At 44.0% G+C, this 25,477-nt stretch carries 15 protein-coding genes; 12 read left to right on the top strand and 3 right to left on the bottom strand.

The features are described 5' to 3' along the window. Positions 1–55 precede the first annotated feature (55 nt). The 5 genes from RB622_RS07870 (at position 56) to RB622_RS07850 (ending at position 10,658) form a co-directional block, all read left to right on the top strand. Positions 56–2,467: an ABC transporter permease gene (locus tag RB622_RS07870; protein ID WP_308046010.1), complete on the top strand. Its 2,412-nt coding sequence runs from the start codon at positions 56–58 to the stop codon at positions 2,465–2,467. A 110-nt stretch (positions 2,468–2,577) separates the two neighbouring features. Beyond that, positions 2,578–5,016 carry an ABC transporter permease gene (locus RB622_RS07865; RefSeq protein WP_308046009.1) on the top strand — a complete coding sequence of 813 codons (2,439 nt, stop codon included), beginning with the start codon at positions 2,578–2,580 and terminating at the stop codon, positions 5,014–5,016. An 84-nt stretch (positions 5,017–5,100) separates the two neighbouring features. Continuing rightward, the gene (locus tag RB622_RS07860) at positions 5,101–7,554 is read left to right on the top strand and encodes an ABC transporter permease (RefSeq protein ID WP_308046008.1); all 2,454 of its coding nucleotides are present in this window, start codon (positions 5,101–5,103) and stop codon (positions 7,552–7,554) included. A gap of 27 nt (positions 7,555–7,581) precedes the next feature. Further along, the gene (locus RB622_RS07855) at positions 7,582–9,975 is read left to right on the top strand and encodes an ABC transporter permease (protein ID WP_308046007.1); all 2,394 of its coding nucleotides are present in this window, start codon (positions 7,582–7,584) and stop codon (positions 9,973–9,975) included. 26 nt (positions 9,976–10,001) lie between these two features. Continuing rightward, complete coding sequence (locus RB622_RS07850; protein WP_308046006.1) at positions 10,002–10,658, top strand: family 16 glycoside hydrolase; 657 nt, start codon at positions 10,002–10,004, stop codon at positions 10,656–10,658. Positions 10,659–11,335: 677 nt separating this feature from the next. On the opposite strand, the gene RB622_RS07845 is transcribed toward RB622_RS07850, so the two are convergent. Both RB622_RS07845 and RB622_RS07840 read right to left on the bottom strand, forming a co-directional pair. After that, positions 11,336–12,616: a RagB/SusD family nutrient uptake outer membrane protein gene (locus tag RB622_RS07845; protein WP_308046005.1), complete on the bottom strand. Its 1,281-nt coding sequence runs from the start codon at positions 12,614–12,616 to the stop codon at positions 11,336–11,338. A 27-nt stretch (positions 12,617–12,643) separates the two neighbouring features. After that, on the bottom strand, positions 12,644–15,817 hold the full coding sequence (locus RB622_RS07840; protein ID WP_308046004.1) for a SusC/RagA family TonB-linked outer membrane protein: 3,174 nt from the start codon (positions 15,815–15,817) through the stop codon (positions 12,644–12,646). A gap of 211 nt (positions 15,818–16,028) precedes the next feature. On the opposite strand from RB622_RS07840, the gene RB622_RS07835 reads away from it, so the two are divergent. Beyond that, complete coding sequence (locus RB622_RS07835) at positions 16,029–16,796, top strand: DeoR/GlpR family DNA-binding transcription regulator (RefSeq protein ID WP_308046003.1); 768 nt, start codon at positions 16,029–16,031, stop codon at positions 16,794–16,796. A gap of 319 nt (positions 16,797–17,115) precedes the next feature. Here the strand turns inward: RB622_RS07835 and RB622_RS07830 are convergent, their stop codons facing one another. Next, positions 17,116–19,227 (bottom strand): PQQ-binding-like beta-propeller repeat protein, encoded by a 2,112-nt coding sequence (locus tag RB622_RS07830; RefSeq protein ID WP_308046002.1) that lies wholly within the window; start codon positions 19,225–19,227, stop codon positions 17,116–17,118. Between the two features lie 245 nt (positions 19,228–19,472). On the opposite strand from RB622_RS07830, the gene RB622_RS07825 reads away from it, so the two are divergent. The 6 genes from RB622_RS07825 (at position 19,473) to RB622_RS07800 (ending at position 25,453) form a co-directional block, all read left to right on the top strand. Continuing rightward, positions 19,473–20,891, top strand: coding sequence for an alkaline phosphatase (locus RB622_RS07825; RefSeq protein WP_308046001.1), 1,419 nt, complete (start codon positions 19,473–19,475; stop codon positions 20,889–20,891). A 210-nt stretch (positions 20,892–21,101) separates the two neighbouring features. After that, the gene (locus tag RB622_RS07820; protein WP_254561276.1) at positions 21,102–21,764 is read left to right on the top strand and encodes an ABC transporter ATP-binding protein; all 663 of its coding nucleotides are present in this window, start codon (positions 21,102–21,104) and stop codon (positions 21,762–21,764) included. A gap of 33 nt (positions 21,765–21,797) precedes the next feature. Further along, entirely contained in the window at positions 21,798–23,108 is a 1,311-nt protein-coding gene (locus RB622_RS07815; protein ID WP_308046000.1) for a TolC family protein, read from the top strand. Between the two features lie 207 nt (positions 23,109–23,315). Next, positions 23,316–23,963 (top strand): hypothetical protein, encoded by a 648-nt coding sequence (locus RB622_RS07810; RefSeq protein ID WP_308045999.1) that lies wholly within the window; start codon positions 23,316–23,318, stop codon positions 23,961–23,963. An 8-nt stretch (positions 23,964–23,971) separates the two neighbouring features. Then, complete coding sequence (locus RB622_RS07805; protein ID WP_308045998.1) at positions 23,972–24,670, top strand: hypothetical protein; 699 nt, start codon at positions 23,972–23,974, stop codon at positions 24,668–24,670. An 87-nt stretch (positions 24,671–24,757) separates the two neighbouring features. Next, the gene (locus tag RB622_RS07800) at positions 24,758–25,453 is read left to right on the top strand and encodes a GDSL-type esterase/lipase family protein (RefSeq protein WP_308045997.1); all 696 of its coding nucleotides are present in this window, start codon (positions 24,758–24,760) and stop codon (positions 25,451–25,453) included. Positions 25,454–25,477: the final 24 nt, after the last annotated feature.

Raw genomic sequence — 25,477 nt, 5'->3', positions numbered from 1 at the left:
CAACCTGCGGTTCTTTCCAGATAGGATCCGTCCTCTCATCAATAATCTGTTAGCCATGTTAAAAAACTACATCAAAATTGCCTGGCGGAACCTGAGACGTAACAGCCTGTATGCCTTGTTGAATGTGGCAGGTTTGTCAATCGGGTTAGCCTGCGCGCTGATTGTTTTCTGGTTTATCCGTTTTCAAACGACCCACGATCATTTTCATTCGAAAATTGACAGGATTTACCAGATTACCACAGAATTTCATTTTGACGGTGTAGGGTATTCCCGCGGTGTACCAACGCCGATGTGGAAAGGCATGCGGACGGAGCTGCCCGAAAATATTTCAAGCATGTGCATCGAACAGTATGGTGTTTTTCTGGCAGCCCTGGATAATAGCGGAAAGGCTGTCAAAAAATTCAAAGAGGAAGGGCCGATGCTGGTATTTGTTCACCCCGAATATTTTTCAATTTTTGATTCACACTGGCAGGTTGGTAACGCTCAAAGCACATTATCGAAACCGAATACCGTGGTGCTGAGCGAAGACATGGCGAGGAAATATTTCGGAAAGGAAAACCCAATCGGAAAAATAATCCGTCTTGAAAATATGCTTAATCTGGAAGTTACCGGTATTGTGGACAATGCACCGGATAACACCGATCTGCCTTATGCGTTTTTTGTATCGTTCGAAACACTTAAGGCAAACCCGCAGTACCGCCGGTACGGTGGAAGCGGGTTGGATCATTGGGCAGGGGTAAATTCCAATACCTACTGCTTTACGCTGTTGCCCGAAAACGGCAATGTGAAGAGGATGGAGAAGCAAATGATCGCATTGAACAAGAAGTATCATGGAGACGACTATAAGTCCTATGTGCACCCGGTGCTGCCTTACAAAGAAATGCACCACTCAGAAACTTACTACGGGATGATGCCGATGAAGTGGATATGGTTCATGAGTGTGATAGGGATATTCCTGATCGTTACGGCCTGTTTCAACTTTATCAATATGGCAACCGCACAGGCATTGAGACGCTCGAAGGAAGTGGGTGTACGCAAGGCCGTTGGGGGTACGAGAAGTCAGGTTTTTATTCAGTTTATGACAGAAACCGCCCTGATTACGCTTGCTTCGCTGGTTGTTGGATTAGTCATTGCTGCGTTGATAATGCCGCAAATAAATCAGTGGCTGGATCAGCCGGGTGCATGGCCAAAGGCGATCAACTGGGCTGACAGCCTGTTATGGCTATTTCTAGCCGCTCTTTTCTGTGTCGTTATTCTTTTGGCGGGATCTTATCCGGGGGGTATTCTTGCTGGTTTCAAACCGGTGCTGGCATTGAAGGGAAGCGTTTCAACCAGGCATATTGGTGGTATTTCGTTGCGCAGAGGGTTGATCGTTTTTCAATTTGTACTGATTCAGCTGCTGGTTATCTGCACGTTGGTAGTAAATAATCAGGTCGATTTTATGTTGTCACATTCGGTTGGTTATGAAACGAAGGGCATAGCAGAAATACAAATTCCGACTCCGGGTAAAATTAATCAGGCGACTTTTCGTCAAAGACTGATGCAGATACCAGGGATTTCGGATGCCTCTTTTTGTCATTTTTTACCAACAACAACGTCCAACAATACGACCAACCTCCGATTCGATACCCGTCAGAAAGATGAGGTTTGGCAGATCAATACTAAAACTGCCGACAATTATTACGTGCAGACTTTCGGACTTGAATTTGTTGCCGGTAAAAATATTCCGTTGAGTGATACTACCCGGGGATATCTGATCAATGAAAAAGTGGCAGAACGTCTTGGACTGAAAAATCCGAATGATGCCATTGGCAAGAATTTGAAAATAGAGGGGGGCACGGCGCCGATTTACGGGGTGCTAAAAAACTGGAACAATAACTCACTGAAAGGTGGTATCGACCCGGTTGCCATTTTTACAAGAAACAGCAGCAATTATAGCTGTGCATTGAAATTGAGCTCGACCAATTTGCATCAGACAATGAAAAGCGTGGAGAAATTATGGAATGAATATTTTCCGGATTATCTCTATGAACAATCATTTCTGGACGAGAACATCTCCAAAAGTTATGGGTTGGAAAACATCATGCTGAAACTCGTCAGAGGCTTTTCGATGATTGCGATATTTATTGGATGCCTCGGGTTATATGGTCTTGTTAAATTTATGGCGTCCCAAAAGACGAAAGAAATAGGTGTTCGCAAAGTGTTGGGAGCCAGTATTGTCAGCATACTTAGTCTTTTCGGGAAAGAAATTATGCTTTTAATTGGCCTTGCTTTTCTCATCGCAGCCCCACTTGGCTGGTATCTCATGCGTGGCTGGTTGCAGGATTACGAATACAAGATTCCGATCGGTGCTGAAATCATGATACTGGCTATCGCGATTACGTTTATTGTTGCCATTCTTACGGCTGGTTACGAATCTGTGAAAGCGGCACTCGTCAATCCGGTAAAATCGCTTAAAACAGAGTAATTTTTAAAGCTTTAAACTCGGCAGCCCGTCCGACGGCTTTTTCTGCCGTCGGACGGGTGAAAAAAGGAAGGAAAGTTTCAAAATTTATCAGCCTGAAAATTTTTAATACGATGTTCCAAAATTATTTGAAACTTGCCTGGCGGCACCTTGTAAAGCAGAAAATGTACTCCTTTGTAAAAATAGGAGGTTTTGCCATCGGTATTGCGGCTTGCTTGCTGATTGCTTTGTTTATTAAGGATGAGTTGAGTTATGATCAGGATATTCCTTTCAAAAACAGGACGTACCGGGTTGTTAATGAAGAGCTGTATCAGGGAAAGAAAGAATTTTATATCTGGCAGCAGGCCGCGGTAGCCAAAGTAATCAAGGAAGATTACCCGGAAGTTGAAAAAGTCGGCAGATTCTTAAACAGCGAATTATTTGGAGCAGGCCCGAATCAGATCCGACGGTCGGATAAGCTGCAAAATGTTTATGAGGAGCGTTTTGTTTATATGGACCAGGATTTGATCGATATCTGGGGTTTGAAAATGCTGGAAGGCGATCAGCTGCATGCCTTGGATGAACCCAACAGCCTGGTCATTACAAAATCAAAAGCTGATAAGTTCTTTCCGGGCGAAAGCGCCATCGGCAAGATCATGATTATTAACAACGATGCTTCCAAGCCGAGAAAAGTTACCGGTGTCATCGAAGATTTTCCAAAGAATTTTCACGTCGGTTTTGATTTTCTGATGACGATAGCCGGTGTGGTTTTCTATGAAGGGGAACAAACAAACTGGCTGGCAACCAACTATCATACGTACGTCAGACTGAAAGAAGGAACGGATGTGCGCAAGTTTGAATCGAAACTTTCGGCGATTACCCGGAAATATTACATCCCACAAATAATCGCCAGCGGACAACGGGTTAATACCGGGCAAATTGAGGCTGATAAAAAATATTTGTTGCAACCTGTCTCTGAGGTTTATTTAAGAAACGGTGTCGTTCTAGATGGTTTGAATCATGGAGATATCCGGTTTATCTGGCTTTTTGGCGCTATTGCAGGGTTTATACTTTTACTGGCCTGTATCAATTTTGTTAATCTTGCCACGGCGAAATCGGCGAACAGAGCCATAGAAGTCGGGTTGAGAAAAACCGTAGGATCGGAGCGAAGTGGTTTGATCAGCCAGTTTCTTACGGAATCGTTGTTGATCAGTTTTGTTTCGATCTCGCTCGGTTTTGTTTTGGCTTATATTCTGCTGCCTTTTTTCAATACACTTTCTTCCAAGTCGCTGGTTTTTCCATTCACTGAGTGGTGGCCTGTTCCGGTGTTAATTGTCAGTTCTTTGATTATTGGTATGCTCGCCGGACTTTATCCTGCGTTTTATCTATCGGGTTTTAAGCCGATCAATGTATTAAAAGGACAGCTCGTTAAAGGTTCCAAAGGTTCCGATCTGCGGAGTACGCTCGTGGTTTTTCAGTTTACAACCTCCATTATTTTGATCATCGGTACGTTTGTAATTTATCGTCAGGTCAATTTCATACTGAACGCGAAAGTGGGTTATGAGCGGGATCAGGTGCTGCTGGTACACGGGACCAATACGCTGGGGGATCAGGTGGCCGTTTTTAAAGAAGAAATTAAAAAGCTGCCACAGGTAAAAAATGCGACCGTTAGTGATTATCTGCCAATAAAAGACACCAAGCGAAATGGAAACCCGTTTTGGCTGCATGGAAAAACGAAGGAAACGGCTTCTGCCAGCGGACAGTTCTGGCTAACGGACTATGATTATATTGAAACGCTTGGCATGAAACTGGCACAGGGCAGGAATTTTTCAAAGGACCGGAAAACGGATGAAAAAGCCGTTATTATTAATCAAAAGCTTGCAAAGGAACTTGGGTTGAAAAATCCAGTCGGGCAGCATCTTACCAACCAGACGAATAGTGGTAATGACCTGGAAGTGATTGGCGTCGTCGAAAATTTTCATTTCGAGTCCATGAAAGAAGATATTGGCGGTCTTTGCATGAGCCTGGGTGCGAGTCCTTCAATTGTTTCAGTTAAAATAAGTGCTTCGGATACGAAACAGACGATCGAGTCGATATCCAAAGTATGGAATTCACTCGCACCGAACCAGCCGATCCGTTATACATTTATGGACGCAAATTTTTCTAAAATGTATGAGGATATCAACCGGATGGGGATGATCTTTACCAGTTTCGCAATACTGGCCGTTATCGTCGCCTCACTGGGTTTGTTTGCGCTTTCAGCGTTTATGGTCGAACAGCGGAGAAAGGAGATCGGGATACGAAAAGTTTTGGGCGCTTCGATTCAAAGCATTCTTGGTCTTTTAACCCGGAATTTCCTGATCCTTGTATTGATCTCGGCCGTGATCGCTTCGCCAATTGCCTGGTACATCATGCAAAAATGGTTGCAGGATTATGAATACAGAATTGACATTACCTGGGATATTTATGCGTTTGCCGGAATGCTGGCCGCTGCTATCGCCGTGCTGACAGTCAGCTACCAGGCAGTCAAAGCCGCTTTAATTGATCCCGCCAAGACGTTGAAGAGTCAGTAAAAGCCCGTCCGACGGCTTTTTCGCCGTCGGACGGGTAAAAAAAGGAAATAGTTCAAAAGAAAATAGCCTAAAAATCATAACGACATGTTTAAAAATTATCTCAAAATCGCCTGGCGGAACTTGCTATCCAGTAAGCTTTTCTCCTTCATTAACGTGTTCGGACTGTCGGTTGGCATGACTTGCTGCATGCTGCTTTTGCTTTATATTTTGAGCGAAACGTCCTTCGATAAACACCAGGAACATGTGGATGATCTGTATCTTTTACGGAGTGAGAATGTGCAGTCCAACGGGGAAAAAATGGATAATCCCAGAGCCCCGGCTCCTTATGCACAGGCCGTGAAAGCCGAGTTCCCGGAGGTTGTTCAGGTGACCCGGTTATGGATGAATTTTTTGGAAGATAAAACCTTACTGAAAACGGGACAACCAGGCAAACAGGAAAAGGCGTTTTACGAAACAAAAGGTGTCCATGTGGATTCTACATTTTTTGATGTATTCACTTATCAATTTGTCGAAGGCGATGCCAAAACTTCGCTGAATGATCCCCATTCCGTGGTTTTGTCGGAAGAGGTTGCGCAAAAGTTGTTTGGAAAAGAATCTGCTTTAAACCAGACCATACGGATCGGCGGCAGATCCGGTAATAATGAAGATTTTAAGGTGACCGGCGTATTCAAAAGTGAAGGTGCCCGCTCTCATATTGATGCGCGTTATTTCGTATCAATCCATTCAGGCTGGGTGGGAGATTATTTACGTCAGCCAAATCTGAATTTTACGAACAATAACATGTTTTACACCTATCTGCGCTTAAAACCAAGAACAAGCGCTGAAAAGTTTGGTGCCAAATTGCCTTCATTTATAGAAAAGTATGCGAGAAAGGATTTGAGAATTGCCGGTTTCGATAAAAAACTCCATCTGCTGCCTGTCCGGGATATACACCTTTTCAGCCTGATCGATAAGATCGTAACGCCGACCACAAGCACGACCTATCTTTACGTTCTTGCCTCCATAGCATTATTCACGCTGCTGATCGCCTGCATCAATTTTATGAATCTGGCCACGGCCCGTTCAGCCAAACGTGCTGCCGAAGTTGGTATTCGTAAGGTCATGGGCGCTGGTAAAAGCGGACTGGTTGGACAGTTTCTTGGAGAATCTATGGTGCTTACTTTCCTGGCACTTGTACTTGCCATTGTTTCGGTGATCGTATTTTTACCGTTCTTCAATCAGCTTGCGGATAAAACTTTAGATATTTCCGAACTATTCAAACCCGAAATAGCACTGGCTTTTATCGTGCTGGCATTGGTGACAGGGCTGTTGGCTGGAAGTTATCCAGCATTTTATTTGTCGGTCTTTAATCCGCTGGATGTCATCAAAGGGAAGTTTGTAAACTCCGTTTCGGCCACCACTTTGCGCAGAGGCCTGGTTGTTTTCCAGTTCGTGATCTCCATCGGGCTTGTCGTTGCGACGATGGTTATTCAGCAGCAAATCAAGTTTATGCGGGACCAGCCGCTTGGTTTTACAAAAGATCAGCAGATTGTGATTCCTTTCCGCAGTCAGGAGGCAAGAAGAGCTTATACGGCTTTGAGAAATGAGATGCTTCAGAATAATCAGATCACTGATGCCGCCGGAACTTCTTACTATCCCGGCATTCTGAATCCGAGCGATATGTCGGTTTTTCTTCCGGGACAAAGTGTCAATGACGACGGATTGGTCAAAACCAACGGGGTGTCGGCAGATTTTATGAAAACGATGGATTTTAAAATGGCAGCCGGACGAATGTTTTCCGTAGAATTCCCGGCAGATACAAATTACAAAATCGTAGTTAACGAAGCGACGCTGCGCAAATTTGCAATTCCTCTGGACAAAGCGGTCGGTCAGAAACTCAATTTCAATATGGGTGAAGAGGGCATAGGATCGCTGGAAATCGTCGGGGTCGTTAAAGATTTCCATTTTGAAAGCCTGCACAAAGTCATCGAACCGTACGCATTTTTTCTGAACAACCGTAATTTTAATTACATCGTCACCCATGTCAATACAAAGGATGTGAGCAAGGTTTTACCGTTTATGGAAGCAAAATGGAAGGCATTAGTGCCTGATGAGCCATTTTCCTACACCTTTCTTAACGAGGATTTTCAAAGCAGTTATTCGGCAGATGCCCGAACGGCGCGCATCGTCAATGCCTTTACAATTATTTCAATCCTTATTTCCTGCCTGGGTTTATTTGGTCTGGCGGCATTTGCAGCGCAGCAGCGGATTAAAGAAATTGGGGTGAGAAAAGTTTTAGGTGCTTCGGTTGGCAGCATTGTAACGTTGCTTTCCGGCGACTTCATGAAACTGGTGTTGGTCTCATTGGTTATCGCCACGCCGTTAACCTGGTATGTGATGTCTAAATGGTTGCAGGACTTTGCTTATAGTATTTCCGTCGAATGGTGGATGTTTGTCCTGGCCGGTATTCTGGCTGTGGTTATTGCGTTGATAACGGTGAGTTCGCAGGCTATCAGAGCGGCCTTGACCAATCCCGTGAAATCGTTGAAGTCGGAGTGAGACGTTTTTTCATAACCTATACTAATCATGATCAGGAATTATTTGAAAATCGCTTTCCGGAATTTGCTCCGAAATAAAGTTTACAGCTTTATTAATATAGCCGGCCTTGCCATGGGCATTGCTGCGTTTCTTCTGATTCTGGAATATGTAAGTTTTGAAAAAAGTGTCAACCAGTTTCATAAGGATTTACCACAAATGTTCAGGCTTATCAATCTGGATTCCAAAGGAAATACCTGGGCGCAGGTTGAACCTGGCTGGGCGGAAGGCGCAAAACAGAATTTCAGCGAGATAAAAGCCTATTGTCGTTTTACCGATTATGTTACAAATGGAATCGTGAAAAAGGAGGGGAAGAATCCGGGTCTTTTTCGCGAAAATAACATCGGTTATGCGGATGGGAATTTCTTCGACTTTTTTACGTTTCCAGTCATCAAGGGGAATAAGACGGCACTGAATCAGCCAAAAGTAGTTTTTATTACTTCAAAAATGGCTGGTAAATATTTTGGGAAAGAAGATCCGATCGGTAAAATTTTAACACTTTCCAATCAGTTTGGCACTTTGTCTTATTCGGTGGAAGGGGTTTATCAATTACGGGAAAACTCAGATATCAATCTGGATATGATATTTTCCTTGAAATCTCTGCCTGATGCCAATAATCTTGAATCGCTTCATACCAATACATTTTTTCTGTTAAATAAGGGCGTTGATTATAAATCTCTGGAAAATAAACTATCAGCATTTCGGGATAGCCAGCAACAGGATAAAGATGGTGTGAAGTTTCGTTTGCAGGCATTTGCCAATTTGCATTTATCGGATAAGCTACATGATACTTACCCGACAACCGGAAATGTAAAATACGTTTACACGCTCGGTGTGATTGCGTTTTTAATCCTGCTCATCGCCTGGTTCAATTATGTGAATTTGTCTACGGCCAGTTCGCTGAAACGCGCCGGTGAAGTCGGTGTAAGAAAAGTCATCGGGGCAACGCCGGGAAATCTGATCCTGCAATTTTTAGGAGAATCCGGATTGGTGAATTTGTTGAGTTTTTTGCTGGCTATTCTCTTGGTTTACATTCTTCAGCCACTTTTTAATGAACTTATTGGCAAGGAACTATCCTTGACAACGCTGGGCTCTTCTTCAATATGGGCCATTGGATTGGGTGTTTTTATACTGGGATCGGTCATTTCGGGTATTTACACGGCCTATGCGTTATCCAATTTCAATCCTGTCAAAATCCTTAAAGGTAAGCTGACGAAGACTTCACAGGGCGCTTTTCTCAGAAAATCGCTTGTGGTGTCCCAGTTTAGTATTTCGGTTGCCCTGATGCTCGTGACGATCATCATTTACAGCCAGCTCCGGTTTATGCAAAACGAGAACCTCGGCGTAAAAACCAGTCAGTTGCTGGTGGTACGCGGACCGGAAGTAGGTGAGGACAGCACTTATAAAATTCGCAAAGCTGCTTTTTGGAATGATATCGGGAGTCAGAGCTATGTTAAAGATTATTGCCTTTCGGGAAGCGTTCCAGGAAACTGGTATAACTTCTCAACCTCCGGTTTTACCCAACCAAAATCCAAACCGGGTGATGCTTTGAAATCTTATTCTTTTGCCATCATTGGCGACCGGTATCTGAATGTATATGATCTGAAACTGAAAGCCGGAAGGAATTTTACCCCCGAAGAAACCAAGGTTGACTGGAACGCCAACAGCAAGGTTTTACTGAATGAAACGGCGATGAAACAGTTGGGATTTGAATCGGCGGATGAGGCGGTCAGTACGAGAATAAAATGGGACGAAAGGTATCTTGACGTCATTGGTGTTGTGAAAGATTATCATCATACCGGGTTGCAAAAGGCCATTGATCCAATTATTTTTTACCCGCAAAACAGCAGTCAGTACATCACCATAAACCTCACGGCTGATAACATGCAGGACAAAATTGCTGAGCTGGAAGGGATTTACAAAAACTATTTCACCGATAATCCGTTTGAGTATTTCTTTGTGGATGAAAATTTCAACAAGCAATACGTTTCTGAAAAACAGTATGGCCAGATTTTTACCACGGCTTCCATCTGGGCGATTATTATTGCCTGTTTAGGACTTTTCGGGCTGGCGACTTTCACGGTCGAAAACAGAAATAAAGAAATTGGTATCAGAAAGGTACTGGGTGCTTCCGTGGTTAGTATCATTGGGTTGCTGTCGAAGGATTTTCTGTTGCTGGTTTGCATCGCTATTCTCATTGCGAGCCCGATAACGTATTATTTTATGAAAATCTGGCTTAGCGATTTTGCTTACCGGATTGATATTTCGTGGTGGATTTTCGCGGTCGTCGGAGGTATCGCCGTGATGATCGCTTTGTGTACGATTATGTTTCAGGGCGTTAAGGCAGCGCTTGTAAATCCTGTCAAATCTTTAAAATCAGAGTAAAACCGATTATGGAAAAAGCATTGTTTATGAAAAAAATATTCGTTCTGGCGGTTCTTGTTCACGCTGGATTGGTTTCTTATGCTCAGAAAACGATTGAGCCGGATTTGTCAGAACTTTTCAAATCGGGGAAAATAAAGACATTCAACCGGACTGCCAGCCTACTGGCCTTAGCTGATGGAAAGCGTGTTGTCCATCTGGATGAGAAAGAAGATTTGGGAATTGCCTGGCTTACTGACCTTCAATTTTCAGAAGGTACGGTTGAATTTGATGTCAAGGGAAGAAACGTGCCGCAGAAAAGTTTTGTCGGCATTGCTTTTCATGGTACCAATAACAGTACTTATGACGCCATCTACTTCCGGCCATTCAATTTCAAATCGCCCGAAACGGAGCGGAAAAACCATTCGGTTCAATACATTTCGCTGCCAGCCAATGACTGGCCTAAATTGCGTAAAGAACACCCTGACCAATATGAAAAACCCATAAATCCAGCCCCTGAACCGGAAGAATGGATACATGCCAGAATAACAGTTCAGAATCATGAAGTGAAAGTTTTCGTAAACAACAACAGCGAGCCAAGTTTGGTGGTGAAGCAGTTAAGCAACCAGCAAACGGGGCAAATTGGTTTTTGGGTAGGGGCAGGGTCCGAGGGTGATTTTAGAAATTTGAAAATCACAACCCATTGACAGCAGGCTAAAAGTTTAGATGCTACCATTTTATTAATCTGATCACCGCGCTGTCAGGGCAACGGGTAAAAAAAATGGGGTACGAAAGGTATTTTTGAAAATGTCCGTTATTTATTCATCTTATTTGGCGCATCGGTAGTAATAGGTGTGTTTTCAAAGTAGAGCTGATGAATCCGGTCAAGTCATTATCATCTTAGGCGATCGGCCGTCAGCGATCGGCTTTCGAAATTTGACCTACGATTACGTATTTATTACGCAGATTTGAGTGCTGATCGCTGATTGCCGAAGTTTCTTCTCCGCCCCGAAATCGAACACTAAATGTTCAGTATCGCACAATTTTCAATAATTGTTTATTTTAAAAACCTGAAAATCAATTAGTTGAATTCTGGCACTGGTTTTTTATCTTTAGAAGTCCATTAGATTTCATTTATGAATCATACTGGATAGGTTGCTAGGTAATTCAATAGTGGTCCGGATAATTATCGGGACCACTATTACAAACCACAAACAGTAACCTGATATCTATTAGCCATGAAAATAAAATACCTCAATAGGCCGCGGTTAGAAGAAATTTGTAAACCGTCTTAAATCAAAACCAGCGCAGGCTGAAACTGAAAAAGGCAGAAGTGGAAGTGAAATTCCTGCTTCTGCCTTTTTGTTTAATCCTAAGAAGGAAATTAGTTCGCCGGGTCAGCGGGTGTGCTGGTATTGTTTTGGCGTTCGTTGGTTGGATAGGGGTACCAGTCTCTGTTGCGTTCCGCTGCCGGACGTCCGAAACGACGGTTGTCATCCAGTTTTAAACCCGACATAAAAAGTTCGATGCAACGGTTACGATAGATTTCTGTTAACACACCCGTCGCATCTACTGCGCCGCTATAAGCAGGTAAGCCTGCGCCAATTCCCCAGACGTCCGTCGTTTTTGTACGTACCTTATCAAGTTCTGTGATTGCAGCGTCAAGCGTACCTTTTCTTGCCAAGACCTCTGCTTTGATCAGCGTAATTTCTCCTGGCAGATAAACGGGTATCTGTGCCGTGTTTGACGTGAAAAAACCTGTTCCGAGGTTTTTAGCCGGTACCGCGGTCTGTGTGTAGAAATTGACACGTTTGTCACCAGTTTCCGGTTTAAGTGCGTCAGGTAAGCCCAAGGCTGTGCTGATGGGTTCTGTCACATTACGGTTCCCGAATGAGCTGAAAAAGACAGGGTTCTGGCTTACGTCGTCAAAGTTAAATGCCGATTTTTTCGTTAAATCCACTTTGTTGGCTGCGGCCAGGGCTTTGTCGTAATCGCCCAGCATCAGGCTGTAACGGGCAATTAAGGCTTGGATCGTATTAGGCATATCAACACTGTTCACGACGCGGGAGGTGAAATCAGTGGATGGCGCTGTGGCGGCAATGGAGATTGCAGCAGCCTCCAGTGTTTTCACAGCTTCTTTCAAAACCTCTTCGCGTGTATTGAAAGCGATATTCGTTGCCGTGCCGATAGGAGCCTGCTGCCAGAACTCACCAAGTGCACCTAAAGAAAGTGCGCGGAAAATGGAGGCGTAAGCCAGGAGTCCGCTTTTTAGCGCAGGATCTGCTGCTACATCAATATTTTTCAGAATAAGGTCGGCACTGGACTTTGTCAGGTGGCTTTGTGCCCAAATATTGGAGAGTACAGCATTATTTCCCTGAACGTTTCCTGAGCCTTTTCCCAATAAATCAAGATCCGTGTTTCCTGCATTCAAAACAAGCAGTTCCTTTGTCGTAAGTCCGTTTGCAGAAATCATCGAGTATACCACGCCGGCACCACCCACGGAATAGCGGTATTGCAATCCATTGGCGAGCGAAATCAGTCCGTAAACGTCCGTTATGATCTGGGTTTCGCTGGCTGAGCTTGGATTAAGATATTCCTTTTGTTCGCAGGAAGATACTGATAACACCGTGGCTGCCAGAATCGAATATATGAGTGTTTTTTTCATGTCAATTAAATGAATAGAGTGGGCGGATTAGAAACTGGCCGATATTTTTACCTGATAAGTACGTGGAATAGGTACGTTACCAAAATCCACGCCACGCAGCAAATCGCTGTTACCACCTGCATTTGTTTCAGGATCGAAGCCGTCATAATTATCCCAGGAGAACAGATTGCGCCCCGAAAGTGCAATGTTAATGTTTCTCACATTTTTAATTACATTAGGCAGCTGATAAGATAAGCTGATTTCGCGAAGTTTCACGAAGGACGCATCATCAATCCGCCATTCTTCGGTGTTGTAAATTGAGTAAACATAACCGCGCTGCAATTCACCTTTCAACTCTCTTTCGGCATAATCACCGATACCAACGCCCTGACGGGTACGGCGGTCTGCATTAAAGACATCCATTCCCTGAACTGCGTCAAGCAGGAATCGGAAACCAAAACGTTTGTAAGTAAGATTACTCACGAAAGAGCCGGTCCATTTTGGATTAGGATTTCCAATAACTTTTCTAACATTTGTATTGGTAGAGAACTGCCCGTCGGCACCTTTTGGAGAAGGTGTGTAAGCAAGGGGATCAGTTGTAGATTGCACGCCTTTTTGCGACTGTGGCAAGCCTTGCAGGGTTTTGAATAATTCTCCTTGTTCATCACGGGCGAAGAAAGTTCCATAAAAAACGCTGGCGGGCTGTCCCTGAACCAAAAACGAAGGAGCGCCTGTAACCGAGTTCAGCGCCACCAGCGGACTTCCGAGCTGTGTAATTTTGTTGCGGTTCTGGCTGTAAATGACGCTCACATCCCATGTTAAATCCTTGGTTTGGATAGGTGTGTAACCCAGGCTGACCTCATAACCCTTGTTTTGCATTTCTCCAACGTTGTTGATAATGCTTGTTCCGCCCGATGAAGGAGCTAAAACACGGTTAACAACAAGATCCGTAATTTTTTGCGTATAAGCCGTAATGCCTAATGTCAGTTTATTTTTTAGGAAGCTCAGGTCGATACCGCCCTCGTTTTCTGTCATGAATTCCGGTCTCACACGCTCGTTTGCCAGCGTTGAACTTGGCAGGATTGTGTTTTGTCCAAGGAAAGGAACCGAGTTGAATTGCCAGAAACGGTCATAAGTACCGATCCCGGTCATGTTTCCCGATTTACCCCATGAATAGCGCAATTTGGCAGTATTCACAACTTTTCCAATGCCATCTTTATCCCAGAAACCCAGGTCAGAAGGAATAAAGCTGGCGCTGAATTTAGGATAAACCTGATTGGCTTCCGAGGAAGAGAATTTGGACGAACGGTCGCTTCTAACAGCTCCGGTGATGAATGCGAGATTTTCATATCCGAAAGTAGCTTGTCCGAAAATACCAAACAAATCCCATTGATCAAGCGTGTAGGTTGCCTTTACCGTTGTACTTGCCGCGCCGTTTACCGTTTCGAAAGACGGCGCCAGGTTTTGACCATTTGATGCGGAAATGTCCGTTTTGCTGTTCTGGTAACTCGTTCCCGCCACCACATTCAGTTTGAAATCCGGCGTCAGATCACGTTCGTAGGAAATGTTAATGTCGTTGTTATACAAAAAGGTCGTTGCATTGACGTTTGCCGCAAAACCTTTCGGATAACGCTCAGCAGGTAGTCCTGACGATGTGCCGTATGGATACGGAGGAATCAGGTTTTTTCCCAATTGAGAAAAAGCATCAATCCCAAATACCCAGTCAATATTCAATCCTTTTAATGGTGTCAGGTTGAGCTGAAGGTCATTTACAGTCCTGTTAACGGATTGCGTAAACTTCATTTCTTCCACCGTCGTCAATGGGTTGACACGTGTAGGTTCTACGCCCAGCAGGTTACCCTGTGCATCGCGTTTGGTAATATCGTAAATGTTGTTGGTAATGTTAATCGAGTTGATCGGGCTGTAAAAAACGTTTCCATTGGGTTTTTCATTGGAGAAACTGTTGTTGTAGGTAATCCCGGCAGAGATTTTTGCCCAGCTCGCCAGCCGCTGTTCCAGACGAACGCGGAGACCATAACGTTGAAAATCGGTTCCCTCAACAATTCCCTGGTTTTTCATGTAGGAAAGAGAAGCGTAGTATTGCGTCTTTTCATTACCGCCACTAATAGACAAAGCATTGTCTGTACCATAACCGGTCCTGAAAATTTCATCCTGGTAATCGTAACGGTTTACATCAACGAGGTTGGTTGCCAGATTGGCAGTCACACCGTCGCGTGTCACCGGTGTTGTCGTTACACCAGGATTCGCTGCAATTTGAGCAGCCGTTAAGCCGGTAATGGTGCCAAGACGTAAACTTGCATAGCCAAATTGCTTTCCATACGTGCTGATTTTTAATTTTTTACGAAGTTCGTTGACATTAACACTGGTAGAAAAATTGATCTGCGGCGCTCCGCTTTTACCGCGTTTGGTCGTAATCAAAACAACACCGTTGGAAGCCCGTGATCCGTACTGTGCAGCGGCAGCCGCACCATTAATAATATTCATCGACTCAATATCAGCCGGGTTGATGTCGGACATACGGTTGCTTCCCACCACAGCCGAACCAACCTGATCAGACAATGCATATTGAGAAACGTTTATTGAAGCATTGCTCAGAATTACCCCGTCGATCACATATAAAGGATCGGAATTGCCTTGCAGGGATTTGATACCACGAAGACGAATCGTCATACCACCGGAAGGATCTCCTGAATTCTGCGTAATCTGGGCGCCCGGGACCTTTCCCTGAAGCGCAGAAAATAAATTCGCTGACCCGGAATTGGCCAATTCTTTCGAGCTGATCGAGTTGATAGCGTTTCCCAGCTGCCTACGCGTGGTTTTAATCGTCGAACCGGTTACGACTACCTCATCGAGCTGGGCAATTGATTCTTTAATGCTGATATTCACCACGATGGAGGTCTGATTTCCCAGTGTTACATCCTGACTCGCCGGAGCATATCCAATCGAAGAAAAATCCAGTGTGTAATTTCCCGGTTTTAAATCAGCGTTAAGCGAGTAAGAGCCCTCATGATCGGTGACCGTTCCAACCATGGTTCCTTTGATAAGGACCGATACGCCGGGGACGCCTTGTCCGTTTCCGTCGGATACCTTTCCTTTGATGGAATACGATTGGGCCATAGCTTCGACTGTCAGAAGCATTACCACTAACAGTGCGGCAACAGACCGCAGGAAGTGTATTGATAAATAAACCTGTCTGCTCATAAATAATTTTTTAGAGGATGACTTTAAAAGCTCATAAAAACGCAATGACTTCGACAAATATCTGCATATGGATTTCAAATGTCAATAGGTAGATAAATGTTTTAATAATAATATTCCAATAAAATGCCGTAGATAATTTCTGTAAATTACTTTTGTGTAAAATATAAAATTGCTATTTACAATTATTGTAGAATTTATTCTAAATACTAATATGGTTCACTCTTCGACATCAATCATGAAGAAAGAGCGGCAAATGCTCATTATGAAGCAGATAAATCTGCATAATCGCGCATTGTCTTCTGATTTAAGTGTATCACTACATGTGTCTGAAGATACAATCCGCAGAGACCTTAATGAGCTGGCAGAAGCAGGCAAACTGGTAAAGGTGCATGGGGGAGCTTTGTCAAAATCTTATCAGTTTAGTTATTCAACGGTTAATGCCTATGCGTCTTCTGCTAAGCAGGTTATCGCACAAAAAGCGGCTTCACTGATCAAAAAAGACATGTTTGTTGTCATTGGCGGCGGTACTACGGTAAGCGAGTTGATTAGGAATATTCCAATGGATATCTCTGCCACCTTCTTCACAGTCAGTTTGCTGACGGCGTTGCAGCTCTGTGACCATTCTCATGCGACGGTTATTTTTGTCGGTGGAACGATTGCGAAGACATCCCAGATCAGCGCAGGCGGTGAGGTAATTAGCCGGCTTGCCGATATTCATGCGGATTTATGCATTTTAGGGGCCAATGGAATAAGTTTTAATGAGGGTGTTACGGAATCGGATATGGAGACGGTTCAGGTGAAACGTGCGATGATGAAAGCCTCAAAACAAACGGCGATTCTGACGATTTCGGAGAAGCTGGATTCAGTGCAGCGCGTGAGGGTTTGTGATTTGGATGAAATAAATTATCTGGTAACCGAGTTGGAACCCGATAGTGGCGAACTGAAGGCGTACAAGCGGGATAGGCTGGTGATTATGTAATCGTTCGAGCGGAGATTTCCTGGTGATTTGAAAGATTTTAATCGGCCACCCCGTCGGGGTTCTGATCCGGCAGACGACATTGATTTTCTACAATAATTCCATCCCTTCGGGATTTTGATTGGTGTTCTAAGGGTTGCTTGGGGATTCCGATTAACGGAGGTCTAAACATAAGATCATTCTGTCTTGAAATTGCTAACAGGCAACGAACAATCCCGAAGGGATGAAAGTATTATAGTAAATACACGCAAACATCCGGGTCTTAACCCTGAAAGGGTGACATATTCATTTCGTCAATCAAATTTGCAGCGCGGCTAAAATATTACGGCAATGCAAATGCCACATAACTATCCCCCTTTTTGGTACCTAATTTTGTTCCGCCACAGGCTACGACCACATATTGTTTGCCGTTAACTTCGTACGTGCTCGGTGTTGCAAATCCGGCTGCAGGCAATTCCGTTTGCCATAAAAGCTTACCGGTTTTCTTGTCAAAAGCACGGAACATTCCATCCTTGGTCGCTGCGATGAATAAGATTCCGCCTGCGGTAATCACGGGACCTCCGTAGTTTTCTGTGCCTGTTGGGGCAATTCCTTTGGCAGTTAATTCCTTAAACTCGCCTAACGTATTTTGCCAAAGATGTTTTCCGGTATTCAGGTCAATAGCGGTCAGCGTTCCCCAGGGTGGACTGATGGCAGGATAGCCTTTGCTGTCAAGGAATTTGTTGTATCCGTTGAATTTATAAGGCATCACTGGCGCTTTTTTTCCTTTACTGTTCGTCGCTACTTCCACCTTTTCGTCACCAAAAAGAAAGCTGACGAGCGCCTGTTTTTCTTCTCCGGTGATACTTGTGAAGCCGGGCATCATCCCTTTTCCACTGGTGATAAGTTTGGAGACAAATTCCCGGTCTTTCCGCTGACCAATATCGAGGAGGGAAGGATAACCACTTTTCGGGTTTCCTTTTCGTTCTGGTCCATGGCAAACGAGGCAATTCAAGGTGTAAACACGCTGGCCTGGGCTTAAATGAGAGAGTTCATCTTCTTTAGGCGTGGGGCTCAGGCTGGCAATCCAGGGCATTTCATTGGCATTGACGTACATGATTCCATCGGGATCCACAGCGGCGCCACCCCATTCCGCACCACCGTCAAAGCCCGGAAGTAAAAGTGTCGGGATTTCACCAAAGGGCTGGTAGAGACCCTTTTTTACTTTTCGGTAAATGGCCAGTAATGAATCGCGGTTTTCTGAGTGCGGGTTGATATCGGCTTCGGTGACTGTTTGTCTTGCATAAGGCAGGGGTAAAGTAGGGACCGGTTGGGTAGGCCAGGATTTTTCTCCGGCGACATTACTTTTTGGAACAGGTACTTCTTTGATCGGGAAAATAGGCGCACCAGTTACCCGGTCAAAAACGTAAACATAACCCAGCTTAGTCACCTGCGCAACGACGTCAATAATTTTATTATCCTTTTTAATGGTAACCAGATTTGGCGGTGCGGGAATGTCGCGGTCCCAAAGATCGTGATGGACGAACTGGAAGTGCCAAATCCGTTTTCCCGTTTTTGCATTGAGTGCAACCAGACTGTTGGCAAAGAGGTTTTGTCCGGCCCGGTTACCACCATAAAAGTCAAAGCCGGCAGAACCCGTTGGCACGTAAAGAATGCCACGTTTTTTGTCTACTGCCATACCGGCCCAGTTGTTGGCGGCACCAACTTCTGTATTTTTATAAACTTCTTTTGGCCAGGTATTATATCCAAATTCTCCCGGATGCGGGATGGTATGAAACGCCCAGGCCAGTTCTCCGGTGCGTACGTTGAAAGCCTGAATATTTCCGGGCGCCGCATCTGGCCCTTCGGAAAGCCTTAATGGCATGTAAATTAAATCACCATAAAGTGTGCCGGGCGTGTTTGATATCACAAATTTGTCCTGCGCAGCGGCACCTAGACCTTTTTTTAAGCTCACGCGTCCATCAGCACCAAATGATTTGATGGGCTGTCCGGAAACTGCATCCAGCGCGTAAAGCCAGGATTCATAAGCGTACATAATCCTGGACTCGTTGCCACTGCTCCAATAGGTTACACCGCGATTGGTATTAAGTCCGCCGCCTTTACCTGCTTTGAATTTCCATTTTTCCTTACCGGTTGCTGCGTCCAGCGCGAAAACCTGGTTGGTGGCCGTTACGCCATAAAGGGTTCCATTGACAATGATCGGATTGCACTGCACTTGCCCGGAATCCAGCGAGTGATATTCCCAGGCCTTGGTTAGCTTGGTAACGTTTGTTGTGTTTATCTGTGTTAAGATAGAATAGTGGTTTCGGTCGGAACCGCCGAGGTATTCGGGCCAATCAACGTCGGCGTTTTTTTTCTTGTCGCTTGATGTGAGTTTTGCAGAAATCAGTGAGACTGTCAATAAAAATAAGCCCGGAATCAGTATTTTTTTCATCAATGGGTTCAGGTGATTTGTTGAAAGTGAAGTTAGGAGATTTACAGGAATTATGGTAAAATTTGAATAAATAATTGGGGAGTACGCAGCTGTCTATCGAAGCACTTTTTATGATTTAATAAGTCTGCTCGTTAAAATTTAACAAAAAGACCTCATCGGAATAATCATCAGTTAATATCTGAAACTGTATTTTGTCAGTTAGAGAAAACCGAAAAATCCGGTTTGTAACAGACAAGATCATTGAAATGAAAAGAAGAGATTTTTTTAGAAATTCCTCCCTGACGGTTGTAGCAGGCTCATTGATATCACCTTTCGGCGTATTCGCAGGAAACACAGAGCCACGGGTTTTAAAACGCGGAACCACAGCCAAAAATATTATTTTTCTGGTAAGTGACGGAATGAGCACCGGCACGCTCAACATGGCAAGTTTACTGTTGCAGCGTAGAGAAGGGCGTCAAAGTCACTGGATGCAACTTTATCTGGACAACAAGGCCAAACGTGCTTTGATGGATACGGCTTCCGCAAATTCTTTTGTGACCGATTCTGCGGCTTCCAGCTCTGCCTGGGGTGGGGGCGTCAGGGTTAATAACGGTTCGTTGAATGCCAATCCGGATGGGAGTTACAACAAACCCATTTTGCAAAAATTTAAGGAAGCTGGTAAATCGGTAGGCTGCGTTACCTCTGTGCCGATTACACACGCGACGCCAGCGGGTTTTTGTATTAATAATAAGTCGAGAGGCGACCAGAATGATATTGCACTTCAATACCTGCCTTTGAAATTTGACGTGATGATGGGTGGAGGTCAGGATTATTTTGACCCTGCCAAGAGAAAGGATAAGGATGATGTGTATAAAAAGTTTGACGAAGCGGGTTATGTGACCGTTAAAACAAAGAAGGAACTGCTCAATCTTTCGGCTTCTGAAACAAAACCGCTACTGGGTGTATTTGCCAACAACGCGTTGCCTTTCACGGTAGACCACCAGAGCGATGCTACATTACGAGAACAAGTGCCAACGCTGGCTGAGATGACAAAAGCGGCGATTGCTAAACTCAAGAAAAATAAAAAAGGGTTTGTGATGCAGGTTGAAGGTGGAAAAGTCGATTGGGCTGCACATTCCAACGATTCCGCTGGCTTGCTGTATGATCAGATCGCTTTTGATGACGCGATAAAAGTAGCGATAGATTTTGCTGAACAAGATAAGGAAACGCTGGTGATCATTACAACGGATCATGGGAATGCGAATCCAGGCTTATTCTCCGGCTCCATGACGGAAAAGAATTTTGAGTACATGCATCACTTCAAACACAGTAACGACTGGGTTTTGAATGGTATCAACAGAAATTCTACGGTTTCGCAAGTCATCGAACGACTGGAAGAAGCGCAGGGATATGCGATCAAAAAAGCGGAGGCTGAAAGTATCTTAAAACATTACACGACTTTGAATGAAGAAGGATTGTACAATCCGAAAAAACTTCCGTTCAAGGAACTGGGGCAAATTCAAACGGCTTATACTTCCATTGGCTGGGCGGGGATGGACCATTCCGGCGATTATGTGGAGCTGGCGATGTTTGGTCCGGGTAGCGAAACGCTGAAACCTTTCGTGAGAAATACAGATTTGCACAATTTTATGCTGGATGTAACTGCGGTGCGCAGCCGCAGCTAAAAGAAAGATATATAAAATTTGTCACCGTCCGAAATCGTACAAAAGTGTACGGTTTCGGACGGTTTTATTTTAATGGTATCGTGTAAGTTGCTGATTTACAATGACAAAAATTTCTGGCAAGCCTTTTTCAAAACTAAATAAACAAAAGAGAATTTAGAAACACGGGCAAATGTCTTTTCTTGTGGATCGAATCTCAAATCCTAATTAATAATGATCAAATTAGAAAAAATATCTAAGCACTATCCGGCTGGTTTTGGCAAGACTTATGTACTCCGCCACATTGATTTGAATATTAAAGAAGGAGAGTTTGTCTCCATCATGGGGCCCTCAGGATCCGGAAAGTCTACTCTGCTTCACATTCTGGGATTACTGGAAGAACCGTCCGAAGGGGAATACTTGTTTTTGGATGACCCGGTTCAGAAATTAACTGAGAAAAAACGTACGGAATTACACCGTCATCATATTGGTTTTGTGTTTCAGGCTTATCACCTGATCGACGAACTTACGGTTTATGAAAACATTGAGACGCCACTTTTGTATAAAGGTGTTTCGGGTTCAGAGCGGAAAAGCCGCGTCGCTGAATTGCTTGACCGGTTTAACATGGTTGCTAAAAAAGATCTTTTCCCGCATCAGCTTTCGGGCGGGCAGCAGCAGCTGGTGGGTGTAGCCCGTGCCATTGTTCATAGTCCCAAGGTGATTTTTGCAGATGAACCTACGGGAAACCTGCACTCTGAACAAGCTGTGGAAATTATGGAATTATTTCAAAAACTTAATCAGGAGGATAAAGTAACCATTGTGCAGGTAACGCATTCGGAGGCCAATGCTACCTACGGAAATCGTGTAGTAAGGTTGAAAGATGGCTGGCTGGCTTAAAATTGCATATTCTCTATCATTTGTCTATTAGTCATGAAACGATTATTATTACTCCTTTGTCTGCTTCCCTGTGTAACCCAGGCACAAAAAAAACTGGGCTTTGCAGACTGTGTGGAGCTGCTTAGCAAGAATAACCTGACCTATCAGGCCGGGAACCTCCAGGCTGAGGCGGCGCAGGCGCAGCTCAGGCAGACAAAATCCCAGATACTTCCGCAAATTTCTATCGGAGCCAATCACAGTTTAAATCTGGGGCGGAGTATTGATCAGTATACCAATACGTATATTGATCAGCTTTATAATTATAATTCCATCGGCGCAGGGTTTCAGATGCCAATTTTTCAGGGTTTCAAAATCCAGAACCAGATTCGACAGAACCAGTTTTTGAAAGAATCAGCGATGGAAAACCGGGTAGCTGTTTTAAATGCCCAAACGATTCTGCTGATGCAGGGCTACGTAAATGTGCTGGCAACAAAATCCTTATACGAATCTTATGTGCAACAGGTTGAATCGTCAAAGCAGCAGGTTGATCGTGTTGAAAAACAGTTAAATGCGGGCGTTGCGGCGCAAAGCACGTTGTATGAAATCAAAGCACAGCTGGCCAATGACAAATTTGATATGGTGACGGCGCTGAATAGTTACAGAACTGCGCGTCTGGCTCTCTTTCAGAGAATGAATATTGAGCCGGATGATGCCGTTGAATTTGAGCCACTTTCAGAATTTATTTTGCCGGAGGATTCAAAGGATGCGGCCGCGGTTTATGAAGATGCCCTGAAACAGTTTCCTGAAATTAAGAGTGCAGAACTGAGCCGAAAAAGTTATACTTATCTCGTCAAATCGATCAAAGCCAATAACTTTCCATCGCTCACGTTACGGGCCAATATTGATGCCTTTTACGCTTCAACCAACAGTAATCTTGATTATTTTAATCAACTGAATGCCACCAGAAATGGTTCTTTAAGCCTCGGGCTAAATATCCCGATTATGGGAAGATGGGTGACCCGTCCACGGGTGGAGGTTGCAAAAGTGCAGGAGCGTCAGGCGCAGAACCAGTTTGATATTGCCAAGCAATTGTTGCGTCAGTCTGTGGAAATAGCCGTTTTGGAAGTAAACAGTACTGCGGACCGTTATGCCGCGGCGGAGGGCCAATCCGAATCGCTGACGGCCAGTTTTGCAGTTGTGGAAAGTAAACTTAATGCCGGGACGGCCAATATTTTTGAATATGCGCTGGCAAAAGCCAATCTTGGAAAAGCACAAGCCAATGCGATCCAGGCAAAGTATGAATACCTGATGAAACAAAGGTTGCTGCAATATTATCGTCAGGGTAACTGGACAGGAATTTATTAATTGCAGAAGGAAAACCGTGAAATTAAAGTCAAAGCCGGCTTGCGGGCTAGCGACTTGGTAAAATAGTTAGGTGAATTTTGGTACAGGTAATATTTAGAGGCGACCAGCAGTCGCCTCTTTTTGTTATATTTTTTGTTAAAAAAACAAAATAGTTACACCGGTTACATAAACTTGATTATCTTGTCCGGTAAACCAACTCATCCTGTCATGAAAAAAACACTTCTTATTTTAATTGCGAGCTTCCTTTGGCTTGCGGTTCCTGTCAAAGCCCAGCTGGAAAAGGATACGAAGTATCTGGGCAGTACGGTCAGTTTTGGCGGGAATCATAATAAACAGTCGAATGGCGAAGAAGCCAAAGGGAGCCAGATTTCAATTCAACCTTCTTTTCAAATTGGCAAAATGACTAAGGCTAATCGAATGATTGGTTTGGAAGCCGCGGCCTCGTGGAATTTTGTACGGTTTAAATATGATAACACCGGAATCAAAGTTAAAGACGGGCACAACCGAACCAGTTACAGGCTCTCGCCCTTTGTTAGACAATACAAATCGATTAATGCAAAGTGGGCCATTTTTTTACACGCTTCTCTGGATTTGTCTTACCTGAAAATTAAATCATTGGCTAGCGATGGAGACGATGTGGAGGAGGGTTACGATGTCGGATTGAAAATAGCACCTGGCGTATCTTACTGGATCACACCGCGTTTTGCGCTGGAATCGGATATTAATCTGTTTTCTCTGGGCGTAGGTTATCAGGATTTTTTGAACACAAAATCGGTCAATTTTAATTCCGCCCTGACAACGAGTATTCCCAGTTATTTTTCGGTCAGAGCATCTTGGTATTTTCAAAAAAAATAAGCACAGCTATGAAAAACATATTCTTTTTATTTACCATGTTATTACTGGGCGGCTCTGAAATGGCGCATGCGCAGTTGGAAGGCAAGCGATTTATTTCAGGATCAGCCGGGATAAATTTTAGCAATCAAAATCCCTCTCAGGTAGCAGCATCGAATAATTACGGTTACAACTTTAATATCAATTTAGGGAAGTTTAAGACTGATACACGCGTGTCAGGTTGGAGTCTCAGCAATTCGCTTGGAGGGAAAAAAGCGAACTATTATACGAGTAACAATGGCGAGAGTAAAATAATTGACAAATCCGGTATAAATAATGTCGGTTTCGGCCTGGGTAAATTCTGGCATTTCTACAAGCATTTTAATGATAAGCTCGGTATTTTCGGTGGTCCGGATATCAGCCTGGGTTACTTGAATGCAAAGGAATTTTCGACGCTCTCCAATAGTCACGAACTATTGGAGACGCAAACGAGCAAAATTTCACTATCCTTTGGTTTAAATGCCGGGCTTTATTATAAGCTATCGGAAAAATGGTGGGTATCTGGCAGCCTGGCTTTTTCCAATCCATTTAATGTTGGATATGCTTTTACCAAGAGTGAAATTGGAGATCAGTCCTACGGCGGAAAAACCAAGCAACTGACCTATGCATTCTCTCCCAGTTTTACCTTCCCAAGTGTAGGCTTCGGGTTACGTTATTTTTATGGCAGATAACGTTGCCAGAGGTCGTAAATAATTCAGTTAGATACATTAAAAACGCAGTGGATATGCCTTCTTCGGTATATCCACTTTTTATTTAAGATGAAAAAATATTTTATTGTACTCGGTCTCTTTGCCATTGTTTCATGTCAGAAACCGAATTATAATTCCATTGATCCCCCCTGGGAGCCGGATTATGCGGTTGACAGATCCGAAAGTGCCATTGTTGCTTTTGAGAAAAAGGATGCTGAAAAAATGCCGACAGCGGGCGGTATCGTTTTAGCCGGAAGTTCCACGTTTACGAAATGGACAAACGCTGATAAAGATTTAGCGCCTATGCCGATCATAAACCGTGGTTTTGGCGGATCAACATTACCGGAAGTAATTCATTATGCCGATCGCACCATTTTTAAGTATCATCCCAAAACCATTGTCATTTACTGTGAAAATGACATGTTTGGCGAAAAGAAAAAAACGCCTGAGCAGGTCAGGGATGCCTATGTGACATTAACGAAGTTAATTCATGAAAAAGAACCCGCTGCACGGATTTTCGGTGTCTCGTTAAAGCCTTCGCCTTCGCGCTGGGCTAAAAAGGCAGATGTTGAAAAGGCCAACAAGCTCATCAGCGATTTTATCAAAAGTGACCGCCGCCATCAATATATCGATATGTGGCCTGTGATGATGAAAAACGGACGTCCCGACGGCAGCATATTCCTGAAAGACAGCCTGCACATGAACGAGGAAGGTTACAGACGCTGGGTGACCGTTTTAAAGCCAATTCTGGAAAAATCCGAGTAGGGGATCAGGAAGCCTGGTTTAATG

It is taken from the genome of Dyadobacter sp. LHD-138 (assembly GCF_030929615.1).
Lineage (GTDB): Bacteria > Bacteroidota > Bacteroidia > Cytophagales > Spirosomataceae > Dyadobacter.
This window is presented reverse-complemented; position numbering and strand designations above follow the sequence as displayed.

Excerpts from the sequence above, each read along its gene's own strand:
- RB622_RS07805 (WP_308045998.1), top strand. The coding sequence starts at position 23,972 with ATGAAAAACATATTCTTTTTATTTACCATGTTATTACTGGGCGGCTCT.
- RB622_RS07860 (WP_308046008.1), top strand. The coding sequence starts at position 5,101 with ATGTTTAAAAATTATCTCAAAATCGCCTGGCGGAACTTGCTATCCAGT.
- RB622_RS07820 (WP_254561276.1), top strand. The coding sequence starts at position 21,102 with ATGATCAAATTAGAAAAAATATCTAAGCACTATCCGGCTGGTTTTGGC.
- RB622_RS07850 (WP_308046006.1), top strand. The coding sequence starts at position 10,002 with ATGAAAAAAATATTCGTTCTGGCGGTTCTTGTTCACGCTGGATTGGTT.
- RB622_RS07830 (WP_308046002.1), bottom strand. The coding sequence starts at position 19,227 with ATGAAAAAAATACTGATTCCGGGCTTATTTTTATTGACAGTCTCACTG.
- RB622_RS07825 (WP_308046001.1), top strand. The coding sequence starts at position 19,473 with ATGAAAAGAAGAGATTTTTTTAGAAATTCCTCCCTGACGGTTGTAGCA.
- RB622_RS07835 (WP_308046003.1), top strand. The coding sequence starts at position 16,029 with ATGGTTCACTCTTCGACATCAATCATGAAGAAAGAGCGGCAAATGCTC.
- RB622_RS07815 (WP_308046000.1), top strand. The coding sequence starts at position 21,798 with ATGAAACGATTATTATTACTCCTTTGTCTGCTTCCCTGTGTAACCCAG.
- RB622_RS07870 (WP_308046010.1), top strand. The coding sequence starts at position 56 with ATGTTAAAAAACTACATCAAAATTGCCTGGCGGAACCTGAGACGTAAC.
- RB622_RS07840 (WP_308046004.1), bottom strand. The coding sequence starts at position 15,817 with ATGAGCAGACAGGTTTATTTATCAATACACTTCCTGCGGTCTGTTGCC.
- RB622_RS07845 (WP_308046005.1), bottom strand. The coding sequence starts at position 12,616 with ATGAAAAAAACACTCATATATTCGATTCTGGCAGCCACGGTGTTATCA.
- RB622_RS07800 (WP_308045997.1), top strand. The coding sequence starts at position 24,758 with ATGAAAAAATATTTTATTGTACTCGGTCTCTTTGCCATTGTTTCATGT.
- RB622_RS07855 (WP_308046007.1), top strand. The coding sequence starts at position 7,582 with ATGATCAGGAATTATTTGAAAATCGCTTTCCGGAATTTGCTCCGAAAT.
- RB622_RS07865 (WP_308046009.1), top strand. The coding sequence starts at position 2,578 with ATGTTCCAAAATTATTTGAAACTTGCCTGGCGGCACCTTGTAAAGCAG.
- RB622_RS07810 (WP_308045999.1), top strand. The coding sequence starts at position 23,316 with ATGAAAAAAACACTTCTTATTTTAATTGCGAGCTTCCTTTGGCTTGCG.